15 protein-coding genes are annotated in these 14,251 nt (G+C 61.0%); 4 read left to right on the forward strand and 11 right to left on the reverse strand.

All coding sequences use genetic code 11. The features are described 5' to 3' along the window. The first annotated feature begins 8 nt into the window (after nt 1-8). A complete protein-coding gene (locus tag AC1DYW_RS18235) occupies nt 9-404 on the forward strand; it encodes a hypothetical protein (RefSeq protein ID WP_477227157.1) in 396 nt (131 codons plus the stop codon). On the opposite strand, the gene AC1DYW_RS18240 is transcribed toward AC1DYW_RS18235, so the two are convergent. Together AC1DYW_RS18240 and AC1DYW_RS18245 are read right to left on the reverse strand one after the other, a co-directional pair. Then, complete coding sequence (locus AC1DYW_RS18240) at nt 401-820, reverse strand: hypothetical protein (protein ID WP_477227158.1); 420 nt, start codon at nt 818-820, stop codon at nt 401-403. The genes AC1DYW_RS18235 and AC1DYW_RS18240 overlap by 4 nt on opposite strands. Further along, nucleotides 801-2,102, reverse strand: coding sequence for a hypothetical protein (locus AC1DYW_RS18245; protein ID WP_477227159.1), 1,302 nt, complete (start codon nt 2,100-2,102; stop codon nt 801-803). Before AC1DYW_RS18245 ends, AC1DYW_RS18240 begins: the two co-directional genes overlap by 20 nt. 80 nt (nt 2,103-2,182) lie before the next feature. On the opposite strand from AC1DYW_RS18245, the gene AC1DYW_RS18250 reads away from it, so the two are divergent. Both AC1DYW_RS18250 and AC1DYW_RS18255 read left to right on the forward strand, forming a co-directional pair. Then, entirely contained in the window at nt 2,183-2,392 is a 210-nt protein-coding gene (locus AC1DYW_RS18250) for a hypothetical protein (protein ID WP_477227160.1), read from the forward strand. Further along, complete coding sequence (locus AC1DYW_RS18255; RefSeq protein ID WP_477227161.1) at nt 2,377-2,637, forward strand: hypothetical protein; 261 nt, start codon at nt 2,377-2,379, stop codon at nt 2,635-2,637. Before AC1DYW_RS18250 ends, AC1DYW_RS18255 begins: the two co-directional genes overlap by 16 nt. Here the strand turns inward: AC1DYW_RS18255 and AC1DYW_RS18260 are convergent. The 5 genes from AC1DYW_RS18260 to AC1DYW_RS18280 all read right to left on the reverse strand — a co-directional run bounded on the left by AC1DYW_RS18260 (nt 2,578) and on the right by AC1DYW_RS18280 (nt 10,892). Then, the gene (locus AC1DYW_RS18260) at nt 2,578-4,488 is read right to left on the reverse strand and encodes a hypothetical protein (RefSeq protein WP_477227162.1); all 1,911 of its coding nucleotides are present in this window, start codon (nt 4,486-4,488) and stop codon (nt 2,578-2,580) included. The two genes, AC1DYW_RS18255 and AC1DYW_RS18260, sit on opposite strands and share 60 nt — an antisense overlap. Before the next feature lie 164 nt (nt 4,489-4,652). Further along, nucleotides 4,653-7,550, reverse strand: coding sequence for a hypothetical protein (locus AC1DYW_RS18265; protein WP_477227163.1), 2,898 nt, complete (start codon nt 7,548-7,550; stop codon nt 4,653-4,655). A 1-nt stretch (nt 7,551) separates the two neighbouring features. Continuing rightward, on the reverse strand, nt 7,552-9,144 hold the full coding sequence (locus AC1DYW_RS18270) for a tail fiber domain-containing protein (protein WP_477227164.1): 1,593 nt from the start codon (nt 9,142-9,144) through the stop codon (nt 7,552-7,554). Nucleotides 9,145-9,156: 12 nt separating this feature from the next. After that, nucleotides 9,157-9,621, reverse strand: coding sequence for a GNAT family N-acetyltransferase (locus AC1DYW_RS18275; RefSeq protein WP_477227165.1), 465 nt, complete (start codon nt 9,619-9,621; stop codon nt 9,157-9,159). After that, nucleotides 9,618-10,892 (reverse strand): hypothetical protein, encoded by a 1,275-nt coding sequence (locus AC1DYW_RS18280; protein ID WP_477227166.1) that lies wholly within the window; start codon nt 10,890-10,892, stop codon nt 9,618-9,620. The genes AC1DYW_RS18275 and AC1DYW_RS18280 overlap by 4 nt, the downstream gene beginning before the upstream one ends. On the opposite strand from AC1DYW_RS18280, the gene AC1DYW_RS18285 reads away from it, so the two are divergent. Further along, nucleotides 10,876-11,223, forward strand: a complete 348-nt coding sequence (locus tag AC1DYW_RS18285) for a hypothetical protein (protein WP_477227167.1) — start codon at nt 10,876-10,878, stop codon at nt 11,221-11,223. The two genes, AC1DYW_RS18280 and AC1DYW_RS18285, sit on opposite strands and share 17 nt — an antisense overlap. 14 nt (nt 11,224-11,237) lie before the next feature. Here the strand turns inward: AC1DYW_RS18285 and AC1DYW_RS18290 are convergent, their stop codons facing one another. The 4 genes from AC1DYW_RS18290 to AC1DYW_RS18305 form a co-directional block, all read right to left on the reverse strand. Beyond that, entirely contained in the window at nt 11,238-11,924 is a 687-nt protein-coding gene (locus tag AC1DYW_RS18290) for a phage adaptor protein (protein ID WP_477227168.1), read from the reverse strand. A gap of 1 nt (nt 11,925) precedes the next feature. After that, nucleotides 11,926-12,693, reverse strand: a complete 768-nt coding sequence (locus AC1DYW_RS18295) for a hypothetical protein (protein ID WP_477227169.1) — start codon at nt 12,691-12,693, stop codon at nt 11,926-11,928. A gap of 74 nt (nt 12,694-12,767) precedes the next feature. Next, complete coding sequence (locus tag AC1DYW_RS18300; protein WP_477227170.1) at nt 12,768-13,256, reverse strand: hypothetical protein; 489 nt, start codon at nt 13,254-13,256, stop codon at nt 12,768-12,770. Between the two features lie 12 nt (nt 13,257-13,268). Then, nucleotides 13,269-14,240, reverse strand: coding sequence for a phage major capsid protein (locus tag AC1DYW_RS18305; RefSeq protein WP_477227171.1), 972 nt, complete (start codon nt 14,238-14,240; stop codon nt 13,269-13,271). Between the last annotated feature and the right edge of the window lie 11 nt (nt 14,241-14,251).

The following is a 14,251-nucleotide window of genomic DNA, read 5'->3' on the forward strand; positions in this document are numbered from 1 at the left end:
AAGTCCTCATGCCAGAAAATGTTATGAAAGCACCGATGTTAGAGGTCGTCTTGTCATCCGGGATGAACGAAGCAGCCGAGGCTGTGTCTGTAGTTTTTGGGTCCGTCGACAAGCAAATTTATCAGTTGGACTTTGCGATCAAATGCATTCCGCTCGCTATTGCAGCGCTTGCCGCAGAAGCCGGGAAACTACTTGATGTTCTGCCGGCAACTAAGCAGCCTGCCCTTCAAGGCATCCGAGCAACAGGTACTCAATTGGCGATGAAGGAGGATGGAACGGTAGCTCTCCTGTTAAGGCTGGAGGGCGGGGCGAATTTGCCCTTAGAATTTCAACACAAGGATCTGCTCAACCTTCGTAGCCAGATCGATGAGGCCGTTCAGATGGCCAGCAAGCGGCGCCACTAGGCGCGAGTGCTCAGGGCAGTCGTTGACAGCAGTTTTTCAGCCGACAACGTTTCCGCTTTCACCCTTTCCGCCACCGCCGCCGCTTCGTCCCGTGCCGCCTTCACTGCGTCCATCTTCGCCTGAACGTCCGGCGATTTGTTCTGCACGACGCGCAAGGCCTCGATGCGCTGAACGCCTTCATCTGGCACGGCCGGGTAGCCCATCGAAGCGAGGTGCGCGTTGACGGCGGCCACCTGCTCGGCGACATCCCCGAAGGGATCCACCACCGTCCGGTGAGGTTCCGAAAGCAGCACTTCGGCATTGTCGACGACTTGCTTCAGGAGTTGGATGCCGATCGAGCCATCAGCACAGAGCGTGATCTGGTTTAGGATCGTGTTTCGCATGGTGATTTCCTCTTTATGACGTTTGATAAGCAACTGTGCCGCTCATGCGGGTGGTTGCTGCCATGTTCGTTTTGTTCAGATCGGAAGTGCCCGTCGTGCCGCCGATTTTAATTTGCAAGACCGTGGAGACGGCGAGCACAGTCAGGGCTCCGGATATGGACGACATGCTCGCGTAAAGGCCAACCGGCCCTGAGCAGAGCGCTGTCGCAGAGAACGGCAGGCCGGTAAGGGTTGCTGTTCCGGAGCCGCTGCCCAGCGTCGATACCGTGTTGTCAAAGGTCGCGAGAACTCCCCGCCCTGTCTTGGTGTATGTGCCAGCCTGGTTTGAATAGACGAAACCGGCAGTGCCGCCCGTTCCAAACGAAAATGCCGGGGTCCACGTGCCTTCCTCGTAATCGTCGAGGTTGTTGGCATCTGAAGACGCCAACTGCGTTGCCGGGAATTGCACCCCTCTGCCGACGGTGACGTCAAAGCTGGAGGTGACACTAACACCGCTCAGCGTATTGGCTGACAACACCGATGAAAATGTACCGTTGGTAGCGGTGATATCTCCATCTACCGTCACGCCAAAACCATCTATGGTCGCGATGGTTTTAGATACGCCGCCACCGGTCGTATTAAAATTCAGTCGACCGCCTTCTGAAGCTGATGTGGCATTTGTAATTCTTCCTGTGATGTCCGCATAATCTTGGATATTGCCCGCGCTGTCTCTTCCCTGAAACAGCACGCGGCCAATCAAATCCACGTTGGCAGGAGATGCGGAGTCCCTGAACAGTTTGAGGTCAGGGCCAACGGTAGAGCCGGCGTCGATCAGGGTCAGCGTTGTGCCGCTCAGAAGCCGTTGCGCCCCCGCCTGTTGATAGTTGATCACCCTCCAGTTGCCCGAGCCAAGCGAGAGTGCCACGCAGTTATCGCCGGCTGCGGTGACGATATCCGCACCAGTCGGCAGGATCAGCGACGTTGCGTTGTGGGTGAGCGTCAGAGCGCCGCCAAAGCTGATGTACCGCTTGACGCCCGCCGTTTTCGTACCGAACGACGTGATGGTGGTCGTGCCTGTGATGCCGATGTTTACGCCAGTCGCCGCGCCAATGTCGGTTGTGGCCGCGCTCGCGATGTTGGCGCCGTTGGTGGAGAGACTATCCGCGCCACCGACAGCGGTCCCGGCAGCAGTGCCGCCATACTCGATCGGCCGCGCACTGTTCATTTCAGCAACAAAGTCGTCGACTTGGGCATTGTAGGGCGCCGACTTGACCGTCGTGTTCGGGCTGCCATAGGTGCCCGGCAATAGCTGCATGACTTTATTGACGCGGGGCATCCGGCGTTCTCCGTAGTCAGATTGTTGAGACACTTGGGCGGCTCTTAACGAGCGCCCGGAAATCGGCTAGAAGATCAAGAATGGACAACTACAGCCCCGCCGAATTCAAGATTGCCGTCTATCAAGGCGTGAAGCTGGCAATGGATACGGAGCGGGATGCTTTCCAAGGCCACTTGGAGACCTTGGCGCGTTCGACTGTTAATGCTCACGACCGAATGCAGCGGGAGCTCCGCTTCGGTGTTTGGTTTTGTTTTCTTGCCCTGTGCGTGATCGCATGGCGGGTGTGGTGATGTCGCGAACGACCGTTTTGCAAATCATTGCCGCCGTGATCACCATCGCGGTGCTGGCGGTTTTGCATCAGGGGTTGGACTGGTTTTTGGATCAGATGACGACCGAGTTTATTCTTGGCCTTTGCGTCGGGTCTGTCGCTGTGACTTTAGCTTTTATGATCAACTCGCTGCTGTACGACGAGCGATCAATGACGACGTTCGGCAGACGACATAAGAAGAGCCCGCGCGACACGATCGACATGTGACTGTTGCAGCGGAGATCCCTGACTGGCTTTCATGAGTGCAGCCAGAACAGGGCTTTGCTGGCCCGCCGTCAATGACCGCGCCATATCCGAAATCGCTTTCTCGTTACCGCCACTGCGAAGCGCGTTGATGATGTTTTCCGCCGTCCTGTAGCCTGACGCGCGAACCGCGCCGCGAATGCCGCCGGCCATGAAGGCTTCAGGCACGCCGAAGCCCCTGCCGGCTTCACCAGTGACGGCATCCTGAGCGGCGATACGCGCGGCGCTTTCCGAGTTGCGGGTGACAATGTTTGACGTGTCGGCAAACAGCCTCTCACGGTCCAACAGATCAATCACACGATCTGTCTTTTCCTTGCCCCACAGGCTCGACAAGCGCGCCCGGTTCCAGTCTCCTTCGCCCTTGATGATCTGCTGAAGAGCAACACGGTCGTTCGCTCTGGTCCCGACGATGCGCTCTATCTCAGCCCGAGCGCCCTCACGCAGGCGAAGCGGCACAGCAGATGGCCCGATCTGCATACCCTGCGGCAACGCCCCGTTCTGCACCTCCGCAGCAAGTTCGACCGGTCGCGGCGCTTCACGCCCATCGGACAGCACCGTCTGGCCGCGCTGAAGAGCGGTGCGCTGGCGGGCCAGTTCGGCATATTTGCTGTCAACTTCCTTGAGGCCGGGAACCGATGCGCGAAGCTCGTCGTCAACGGCCTGGCGCGCCGTCGTCAGCGCGTTGACCGCATTCGATCCCAGCGTCGTTTCCAGCATGTCGTCGATGGCGTGACGGGTGTTCAGCAACTCCCCGGCATCCGACACAAGAGTCGTGCCGGGAGGCGGCTCACCGTTGGTGCGGGCGCGGGCGATATCTGCCGGCGTCGGCTGATGGTCGAGCATGGCGCGGACGCGCTGCACGACGCGTTGCGGCTCGCCGCGCAACGATTGCGCCTCCTGTTCGAGGTAGCGGGCAATCGGAAGAGTGTCGACCGGGCCAGCGTCCCGCAACGCCTCCCGGTATTCGGGCTGCAAACGCTGTTGGTTTCGACCGATACGATCGGCGACGGCGGAAGGTGTAGGAGCTGGGCCAAGGGTATCGTCAAGTGTTGACCGGATGCGCCAGTTCGCGTCCGCGTCACGTGCGCCGATTGCGCCACGAACGATCTGCTTCCCCTCACTGGGCGTGGCAGCGATAGCGCCGGCCGTATGGCGCATGTTCGGGCCAAGATCCATTATCATGCCGTCAGCGCCGAGATTGGGCAGCGCAGCCGGGTCTATGGCGTCATCCCTGACAGCTTTCGACAAGACGGAAACCGCTCGCTTGTCGAGCCCGAGCGCGCGGGCGATGGCGCTGATCTGCACATTGTCAGCCATGGCTTTGACGCCCCTGCCGACCAAAGGGGCAAGCACCGGAGCCGCCGCCCCTGTACCAAACCCCAGGCCGAAGCCTTTTGCGGTCTCTCGCAAATCGCCGCCAGAACGCACCGCACTATCTGCTGCATTGATCCCACCGCCGCTAAGCGCGCTAACACCCATCCTAAGAGTCGGCGAAGCCAGACCAATGCCAAACGCCTCCGGAGCCGCCGCCATGGCCGGCAGCGTGCCCGCGACAGCGCCAGCGACGCCGCCAGCAGTGGCGGTGTAGGGATTGTCGCGCACCGCACGATCGGTGGCTTGTTCAAGCGCGTAGCGATGCTGTTCAGGACTCTCGTCGGAAAGCATCCCGCCGAGACGTTCCACACCCGCTTTGATGTAGGGGCCGGCGATCGGCACGCCGTTGAGCGCGCTCGACGAAAACGCGCCGAGCTTGTTCATCATGGACGTATTTTGGCCCGGTGCCACCTCGCCGGTTTTCGGATCGTAGCCCTTCACTCCGGGCGGCACATATTCCGGGGCATTGTGGCCCGTCGGCTTGAAATTGCGCAGGTCGTTCAGCGAGACGCCTTCAGACGCAATGTAGGCGTCGATGTCCGCTTCAGGCGCGTCCTGAGCGACCATCTTGCCAATGTTGCCTTTGATGCGTGCGAGATCAGCCATCAGTCGAGACCGTACTTTTGCTTGAGGGCCGATTTGGCGTCGGAAGGGGCAGCGCCTGGTTGTCCGCCGCCTGCCGTCTTGATCGCGTCGACCATGGTGCGGATGCGCGCGCGCTTGTCGGCGACCGAGGTCGGGTCTTCGCCCGGCTTTGGCATGAGAACAGAGGCTTGGTTTGCGACTTCGCCAGGGTTCGCGGTGGCGCCGGACGTGCTGTAGAGGTACGTCGCGATGATCGTCTGCAATGAATTCTTGGCGCGCTGATACTGCGGCGTTTGCATGTAGTTCGCGCCGTAATTATCGCTGCCGGGGATCGCCGACCAAGCCTGATCGCGGAGATTGGAAAGGGCGTCGAAGTTGTCTTCGACAATCTTCAGTTCCGGCGCTGCCACCTGATAAAGCTGCTGATTGCGCAATTGTGCTTCTGTCGGCGCTTTCATGGTGCCGGGAATGGCTGCGCCCGCAGCCGGCGACCCCGGAGGGGCTGGCGCTGGAGCCGGAGCAGACATGGGCGCGGCGGCAGGCGGAACCCGTGCGGGAGCCGGTGCAGCCGGTGCGGGCGCGGCAGGCGGTGCGGAGGGTGAGTTGCCGACGGGCGCAGCAGGGCCACCGCCAGGCGCTTTCAGCCAAGCCGGAAGGGTCGGCGGCACTTGAACGGGCACCAAGCCGTTTTCAGTTTGAACAAGCTGGGTCTTTGGCTGCGAAATGATCGCGTATGCCGTCGCGTACTCGCGTGACGAAGGATCGGCACTTTGCAGAATGTTCCATGCCTGAGCGTCGAGGCCGGTTCCTTCGAACTTCGTCGGGCCAGCGGCGCCGATCTGCTTGGTTTCACCTGATGCCGGGTCAAACAGCGTGTTGTCGTCAAGCTTCTGCCACTGCTTCGGCGGGACCGCCAGCGACTTCCGGGCCGCCTGGATCTGAAGCTGGCGCAGCGGGTCGGCTTCCTGCTGCTTACGCTGGATTTCCGCTCCGATGATATCCTTCTGCTCGTCGCTCAGGAACGGCTGCTGAAGCGCGTTGTAAAGCTGCTGCATGCTCGGGCCTTGTGACGCGTCGAACGTGTCGGCAGTGCCTCCAGCGGCGGCCGGGATCATCGACGGATCAGTTTGCGCGGTCATCTGCTGTTGTGGAGCGGCTGGCTTGCCGAACAGCGCCTGAGCAACCGGACTGGCAGCCTGAGCTTGCGGCGGAGGCGGTGCGGGCGGGAATGCACCGCCCTGCGGTCCCTGCATAGGCATAGGAGCCGGTCCGCCTGTCATCGGCTGCGGGTTCATCATCGCGGCAAAGACACGCTGCCCGGCCGGTGTGACTGCACCAGGGCCGCCAGCGGGGCCGGGCTGCAACGCATCTGGATTGACGGGGATCCAGCCTTGATCACCCGTCGCGCCAGCCATGCCTGTCGTCTGGACGTACTGGTAGGATCGGCCGTCTGCACCTTGACGGATTTCTCCGGCTTGGCCGGGGCCTTGTGGCGCAGTGGCAGCCGCGCCCATTCCGGCAGATGGATCATTCGAAGCCACCTGTACGTCGCCGGGACGCTGTTCCGGAATCGGACCCTGCATAGGCGTCTGGCCGACCATGCCGAAATGCGGCACGTCCTTTTTACGCCAGTCGGCGCCAGCCTCCATATCAACGCCGAGCTCGTTCGCGGCCTGCTTCATCGCCGCGACGATCTGCTGTTGTTTCTGCGGATCGAAGACGACCGCGCCGCTCTTGTCGATCGGCCACAGATCAGCAGCACCGCCGGTCAAATGATCCGAGTTTTCCGTACCGGACCAGCCAAATTCGATTGCCTTGCGCTGGTCGGCGGGAGAACGCTTGCCCGAGCCGATCACAAAATCCGTGCCGGCGATCTGCTTCGCCCGCGCGACAACTCGCGCCATGGCAGGATCGATCGAACCCATATTGGCGGCGTTGTTAGCGATCGGGTCGGAATTCCACTGCCGGAATTTGGCGCGCTGATCCTGGCCCATACCATCGGTGGCCGGGATTTTCGCGTAAGGGTCGGACCGCCCAAAGCCCGCCGACGGATCGAGGCTGGCGACTTGCACTGGACCCTGTTCCTGTGCCGCTGCCTGTTGGGCCTGCTCTGGCGTAGCGCCAGCGCCAAGCGCTTTCTGATAGGTCGCAACAAATCGGTTGGTGTTCGTGCCCTGCTCGATGCCGCCGGGAAGGCTAGTCCACGTCCCACTCAGCACCTTGCCCACATTGGCAATTGCTGCCGGGTCGCCAGACTGCAACACGTCATCGAGGACTTGCCCTGTCTGCGCCTTGTAGGTCTCAGCGGCAAGGTTCCATGCGGCCTTGTCCTGATTGGCAGGCGAGAAATCAGGGAGGCCGAGTTCCTTCGCCTGCTGGTCCCACGTCGAGCCCAGGAACTGATATTTGCCGGCAGCCGACGAGGTGCGCCCGGCATTTGGCCCAGTCTGGATACGAACAGCCCGGTTCGGGTGATGCGAGAAATCATCGAACTTGCCGCCACCATAAATGATGTCGTATCGGCCGCCGCTCTCCGGGCCTGAAATCGTATTGAGCAGTGCCTTTTGATAGGGCTTGGCGTCGGTCCATGCGAGTTGATCGCCGCTGTTGTCGGCAGGGCCTGCCAGTGCCTTGGCGACCTTGCTGGACGGTGCGGCCGGGAAAGCAGATGACCCGCCGAGCGCTGCCAGGATCGGGTTGAAGGCTGCGTTCGCCTTGTCCATGCCCGACTTTTCGGAGGCATCGGCGCGGCTGTTGAGCACCGCCGTTACGATCCCGTCGCCAAGCGCACTGATACCCTCGCCAACATCTCGCGGCGCCCGGCTGTTGGCCAGCATCGCGTTCGCTATGGCGCGCGCCTTGGCCAGTTCTGCCGGCGTTGCATATTCCTGACCCTTGCCGAAGAGGTAGCCGACCATTTCAGTGTGCTCCAAGGGCGAAGAGGCCGGTCAGGGCCTTGCCGTAGTCGACCTGTCGATATCCGTCCGGCCGGCGTGACACGGCTTCAGGTACGCTCTTCTCGACTTCGCTGGCCATAAGGCCAAGACGCTTCGGCGTGCCCTTCGGATCGTCCTTGTAGTTGTAGGTCCAAAGGCCGGTTCCGTTGTCATCGAGATCGATGACGCGAGACTTGTCGCGCTTGGCGTCATCGTCGGACAGACCAATCAGCTTTCCGCCGAGACCGAACAGGCCGCCGAGAATGCCCTGTGACGCCTGGGCTTGCTGTTGGGCGATGGCGAGGCGCTGATTGTAGTTGTCGTTGACCAAGCCGGCATAGTCGACGGTCGGGATCGTCGGCATGTTCGTATTGACGAAATTCGGCTGCTGGATCTGCGAGCCATTGAGCAGGCCGGTGATCTCGTTCAGCGGCTGCTGGCGGGCGGCATAGGCTTCGCTCAGGCCCTGCGTGTGCGCCTGGTTCTGCGCATTGAACCGGGAAAGCTGGGCATTGAGCGCACTGTCCTGAAGCTGGTTGTTCTGCCCGGTAACCTGGTTCTCGTTGGCGAACATCTGCTGGAGCTGCGTGTTGCCAAACGTCGCATTGTTCGCGTTCTGACTATACTGCTGCGCCTGAGCCGCGTTCTGAAATCCGGCGCGCTGCGCGTCCAGATCGGCAAGCCGTGACTGCTCCTGACCCGACGCTAGCAGCACGGAAGTCCGCTGGTCGTTCTGGCCTTGGTTCAGGATTTTCATGGAGTTGGCATAGGCATCCGAGCCCACGCGAATGCCCTGATTGGCGAGTTGCGTTTCCAGCGCTGCGCGCTGCTGGTCCATCTGCGGATTGAGGCGCGAATACATCGCGTCTTCCACCGCCTTGGTGTTCGTCGAATAGCTCTGATCCGCCGGGCCATAGTTCCTTGTGATTTCGCCGGCATTGTCGATCTGGCTCTGAAGCTGCGGGCCGTCGCCGAACTTCTGATAGTTCGGCATGGTCAGGCTCGACGCGTTGCCAGCCGCCGGAACCCCTGAATAGTCCATTGGCTTGCCGAGGTAGCTTTGCAGGAAAGCCGACCGATCGGCGGCCGTGGCTGCAAGGTTCTTCTGAGCCGTCTGCGATTGGTTGAAAATCGCTTGCTGGGACGGGCTCAGGCTTTGGGTCGCGGTGTAGGTTGGGACTTCGTAGCCCTGCACCTGGGTCCAGCCTTCAGGCGCCGACGAAGTGCCAGGCACGGTTTCCGTGCGATAGCCGGTAATCGTCCGGCCGCCGTCGCCATTGTGCCCGCCACCACCGCCGCTGTAAATCGGGACTTGGTGGGTCGTCGCTGCTCCGGTCTGCATGGTTGGCGCGGCGGTCTGGTATTCGCCCGTGGGAGACTTCCAATACGTCTGCCCGCCGGTAGGGTCGGTGATGAACTGGCTGCCACTCTTCGAATACGTCAGATTGCCGTAGGGCGTGATCTGGTTGACGTTGCCGAGCGCGGCATTCGCCTGAGCGGTGGAAACATTCGTGCCAGTCTGGGCCGCTGCGGTTTCCTTCGGATCTGGCGGTTCCGGCATGCTTGGTGCGCACATTGCTTCGGCTCCTTAGAAGGTGATCATCATGACTTCGGCGACAGGCTTGAAACCAAGCCGGCGCCAAAGTGCGACCGCACGGGGATCGGTTCGGGCGTCGATTGTCGCGCGCACGACGCCCTGCGATTTCAAAAATTCCAGAATGTGTTTGGTGAGCCGTCGCCCGACGCCGTTGCGATGATCGGGGTGGACGTAAATCGTGTCTTCGCGCGCAATGGTCTCGCGGTTGTGCATGTCCGTCTGGATATAGACGGTCGAATGCCCGACCGCCCGGCCGTCCAGCCGCACAACGAACGTGAAGAGATAGCCGCCCTGATCAGCCTTTTCGTAGATATCGAGACGCGGGTTGAAAGGCCCCATGGGCATGCCTTCGGCGGCAAAGCGTGCGCGAGTTTCTTCGAAATGCATGCGCGCCAAGGGCTCGATTTCACGCCAGGCTGCAGTAAAGCTTTCGCGGCTGATCGTGTATTCGGTCATACGATTGTGGCCCCGATTTCGAATGACACGTCGATGCTGACCAGTTCGGTGTCAGGAAGGGGCGTGAGGCCGCCCGTGATCTGGGATTGCCACTGCATGACGTACCCGCTGCGGCCAATCGAGCGCCAGCGCGCCAGCACCTGCACAGGGTTTTCCGGGCCGTCCCAAAGGGCAACGTCCCATTGTCCGCTGTCCCATTCGTTTGACGAAATGTCGGTCGCTGCATCCGGTGGCGATGGTAGATCGATCACGTAATTCATCGAGACCGACAGTTTGTCGATGAACGGCGTCGAGCCGATATAGGTCGCTCTGGCTTGATGAACGGTCTTTGTCGCGCCCGGCACGCCGAGATTGTCTGGGTTGGCGACGCACGTGTAATAGATGCCGGCGCCGTCATCGTTGCCGCCGACTTCGGCAAGTTTCACGCGCCCGTCGTTGGTCCCGAAATACAGTTGCCCGTCGTGCAGGGTCAGGCAGCGGGTGTCCCAGTTGGTGTATTTGCACCAGGCGCCGGTCTGGGTGTTGACGACGAAGCAAATCGGCTGCTGGTCATCGGTGGTCACAGGGCAGTTTACAATCGCGTAGCTGCGTTCCGGCCACTTCACGATTTCCCAAGGCAGCGTGCGCCTGGCGACTGCTTCCCGGCGCCAATCAGGGCCGATCTCGCGCGATATCGTCGAAAGGTCGATTGCAGCGCGGTCCTTGCTGACTGCAATGGAAATTGGAACGATTCCGTCAGCCGTTAAGATCAGCAGATCGCCGCCGGCATGCATCGAACCGCGCGGACCAAGCGGCTCCGCCAGATCATAGCGGCCGACCAGTTGCCAATCGTTGGCGTCGGCCGGGTTCGATCCCTGATAAACGGCCACCTCGCCCTGATCAGTCACCAAGACAATCTTGTCGTCGAGGCCGTCGCCGGTATCCATCGACCACGTTGAAATGAAATGGAGCGCGCCGCCGCGCTGGAAAACGCCGTTCAGATCAAACGTACCAAGAGCGCCGCCGACCGAACTGACCGGCAGATAGCGCATGATCAGCGACGACGCCTGAATGAAGAACTGCCGCTGGCGGTACACACAGACGAAGGACAGCATCGCGGTCGATGCAATGCCCGTGATGGCGACCGGGGCCGAAACGCCCGTCACGACTTGCCAGCCGCCGACCGGATCATAGACCCGCAGCAGATCATGGCCGTTGACGATGGTCAGGAACTCCGTGCCCGACGTGGTGAAGTCGGTATAGGAATAATATCCGTTGGTCTGGCCGGTCACGACGGCGGCCGGGGGAACGTCCGGATCGGCAACCGTCGTCACGTCGAAAATGCTGGTTTCGGTCGCGGCGAAAAGCTTCTTGCCTGAAGGCGCATTGAAGGAAATCAGGCTTTCGACCGGATCGCCCGCAATCGAAACCGTGGCATGTGTCAGGCTGCCACCGCGCGCCCTGATGCCTGTCGTGGTCGGCCTCCAGTTTTCCAGCACCTGGGCGGTGGCCGGCGTCGGATTCGCCAGACTGCTTGCCGTGCTCCAGCCGGCGAGCGGCGCCGGTAGCGTCACGATCTGGGTGTTGCGTTGCCGGCCGGGCTTCGCGTTCTTGGCGAGGTAAGCGCTTTTCACGGTTTATCCCGCGACCGTGCCGGGCCAGACATTGGAACGCCGCCAGTTGCCCCGCGAGCGATTCCCCGAGACGGTCGGCTTTGACCCGCCGTCCTTGTCCATTGCCTGGGTCAGGGCGATTTCGTAGTCGGAAAGTTCCGCGGCGAAGTCCTGGCCCTTTTCCTGCTTCCACAGATAGATGATTGCCAGCTTCAGCAACCGCTCATCCAGAACGAACGTGTCGGCATCGGACGTGAACTGGGTTTGGCCGCCTGAAACGATCTGGTTGTGGATGTAGAAGAATTTCGCTGTCTCGCTGGCGCCCATGATCGGCAGGATGTGCAGTTGGTTGCCATAGATCGTCCACGCCCCGACGAGCGGATTGACCGGCCAAACCGTGATGCCCAGCCATTCGTCACTGCTGACGATATGCTGCATGTCCCAGGTGAAGCGGCTCGACCATAGCGAGGCGGTGCTCAGCATCCGGCCATAGTCGGCTGGCAGGCTGAAGGCTTCCGAGACGCCATCGCCGGCAGTCGTCGCTATCTTGCGCAACTTCTGCCAGTCGAAGGCCTCTGCAATGACGTTGGCCGCCTCATTGGCGACCGACTGCATTTCGACAAGCTCGCGGTCGGTGCTGGAATACACCGCCGACGGGCGAGCGATCCCGATCGCCAGACTTGCGTTCTGAATGACGGTCAGGATCGTCATATCAGGCGGCTTCCGCCATCAGCGCGGCGCGAAGCTTGGGAGCAGCCCAGCGCTTGTCATAGGTGATGCCCTTGGCGTCGAGCTGCGCGCGGAGCTCTGTCACTTCGTCGTCGGTCGTCTCGTCCGCCTTTGGTGCGGTCTTGGTCTCCAGCAGCGCCTCCATCTCGGCAAGACGTTCCTTCATCGCCTCAAGCTGACTATCCTTGTCGGCCTCGCGCTTGGCGGAATCGGCACGGTCGGAATTGTCGAGGAACGTGCGGGCCTGTCTCTGAAGGTCGCGCATCCCAGGCAATGTGATGCGCTCGATCTGCGCTTCTGACAGCCCGCTGACTTCTTCGACTGTGCGGATGCCGTAATGGCGAAGCACGTCGACCTGACCCGCATTGACAGCCGGCCATGCTCCGAGCGGCGTGCCGTTCAGCGGGATTTCCTGGCCGCCTTTCCATGCATTAAACGCCGGCTCGATCTGAGCCCAGCGGGCGCGCATGAATGCTCCCTTGGTACCGCTGCTGTCATTGCGCAGCATGGAATCGTCGGGACGGATACTCTTGATCCGATCCGTCGTCTGGGTCGACAAAACGCCGCCAACCGGCGCCCACGTGACCCAGTCGACCGCGACGTTTTCGAGAATACGGTTACCCTTCCTGTCGAGAAGGTAGCCCTTCGGGTCGATGTCTTCGTTCAGCGGATCAGTGCCGCGCTTCGCCAATCGCTCGTAAGTGGTGCTAAACCCGATGACGCGGATCACCGGTTTCTGTTCGTCGGCCATGATTTGTTCTCCGTCTAGAATTGGAAGGTGAGCAAAAGAATGGGGCGGACCCGAAAGCCCGCCCCTTTGCCTGCTTACGGACAGGTCAGCATGAGGGTCTTGGTCGTGTCGTCGATAAGGACGGCGCCCACTGCCTGGGTGACAGCGCTCATAACTTTCCAAGCCCCATCTGTCGTGCTCGACAGCGTCATGGCGTTGCCATCCGCGCCCGAGACAAGAGCCGTCGCGGAAATGGCAACACCGCCGGTCTGGATCCAGCAGTATTCATCGGCGTTGGGCGCCGAAACCAGAACCCCGGCCGCTGCGCCATTGGTATCCGACACGTCCGACGTGACTTCGTTCGTCACGCCAGTCGAGGCTCCACCCGGGGCATAGAAGCCGACGGCGTTGCCGGCCACAGCAGCAATGACGCCAGCGCCGGCCCGATACCGGACGAAGCGATAGCGCTTGTTGTCGTGGCTGACATAGATGTCCCCAATACCCGGCGCACCATAGCTTTCGGTGCCAGAGAGGCGGGCAGCAGAGTACGTTGCGCCGAGGTCGGCGCCTACAAAAGCGGTCATGATCTGATCTCCTTATGCCGCGTCCAGGAGAAGGCCCTGGCGAGACCGGTTCGAGCACGCCAGATTTCCCATCCAATAGTAAGGGATAACCACGGCGTCCTGATTGACCGGCTTCTTGGCCTCGTCCTCCGACCACTGCGCGTCCTTGTGCTGGAACAGGTACAGATAGTCGGTGTTGAGGAAGTATCCCTTCTCCGCGTTGGTCGCGAAGTTGGCGTTTGCGTCGAAGATGACATCGGCCGTTTTGTACTTGTAGCCGAGGAACCCGGCCTTGGCCTTTTCTTCGTCGATGTAGCGCTGCCACTGCTGCTGCGACGCCTCGAAAATCGTGAACAGGTCGTACGAGTACACGATCAGGTCAGGCGTTTCGCTGCCGACAGTGAGGTCCATCCAGAGCTGGTTCATTTCGCCAAGGATGGTGTCCTTGGTGTAGGCGTTGGTGCCGGGGATTTCCCGGAACTTGTTGCGCCAGAACGCGCTGACGGTTGCCGACGAATCGATCGCGCCAACGGTGCCTTGTCCGTTCGACTGGATGATGTTGGCAAGACCGTTGATCTGGTTGGGCAGCGAGCCGTCCGAAAACACGTCGATCGAGAAGTTGTTCGACGCGGTCTTCATGACGTTCTTTTTCTTCATCTTCACCAGGTTGATCATCGCCGACTTGCCGGCGTTCTGGCGAAGCTCCTTGCCGCTCGACACGACATGCAAGGCGATCTGAGCCCAGTCGTATTTCGCGGAAGTGACGATGTCCGACGCGTTCGTGTTCAACGTGTCGTAGCCGCCATAGCGCAAATAGGTCTGGTTTTCGCCGTACTCGAGCGGAACCTGAATTTCGGTGCCGCCGTCGAGGACTTTCACGTTGCCCTTGGCCTTCAGGCGGTTGAGCAGCGGGGTATGCTTGGAGACGTTGTCCGCAACTTCTGTCGCGGTGTTGCGCAGAGTGGTCGAAACCATCTGCGTAAAGATGGCGGATGGCGATGCCATGTCCGGTATCC

The organism is Mesorhizobium sp. P2_D5 (genome assembly GCF_056404355.1).

Coding starts and splice junctions, on each gene's coding strand:
- AC1DYW_RS18235 (WP_477227157.1), top strand. CDS start 9: ATGCCAGAAAATGTTATGAAAGCACCGATGTTAGAGGTCGTCTTGTCA.
- AC1DYW_RS18245 (WP_477227159.1), bottom strand. CDS start 2,102: ATGCCCCGCGTCAATAAAGTCATGCAGCTATTGCCGGGCACCTATGGC.
- AC1DYW_RS18250 (WP_477227160.1), top strand. CDS start 2,183: ATGGACAACTACAGCCCCGCCGAATTCAAGATTGCCGTCTATCAAGGC.
- AC1DYW_RS18255 (WP_477227161.1), top strand. CDS start 2,377: ATGGCGGGTGTGGTGATGTCGCGAACGACCGTTTTGCAAATCATTGCC.
- AC1DYW_RS18265 (WP_477227163.1), bottom strand. CDS start 7,550: ATGGTCGGCTACCTCTTCGGCAAGGGTCAGGAATATGCAACGCCGGCA.
- AC1DYW_RS18270 (WP_477227164.1), bottom strand. CDS start 9,144: ATGTGCGCACCAAGCATGCCGGAACCGCCAGATCCGAAGGAAACCGCA.
- AC1DYW_RS18275 (WP_477227165.1), bottom strand. CDS start 9,621: ATGACCGAATACACGATCAGCCGCGAAAGCTTTACTGCAGCCTGGCGT.
- AC1DYW_RS18290 (WP_477227168.1), bottom strand. CDS start 11,924: ATGACGATCCTGACCGTCATTCAGAACGCAAGTCTGGCGATCGGGATC.
- AC1DYW_RS18295 (WP_477227169.1), bottom strand. CDS start 12,693: ATGGCCGACGAACAGAAACCGGTGATCCGCGTCATCGGGTTTAGCACC.
- AC1DYW_RS18300 (WP_477227170.1), bottom strand. CDS start 13,256: ATGACCGCTTTTGTAGGCGCCGACCTCGGCGCAACGTACTCTGCTGCC.
- AC1DYW_RS18305 (WP_477227171.1), bottom strand. CDS start 14,240: ATGGCATCGCCATCCGCCATCTTTACGCAGATGGTTTCGACCACTCTG.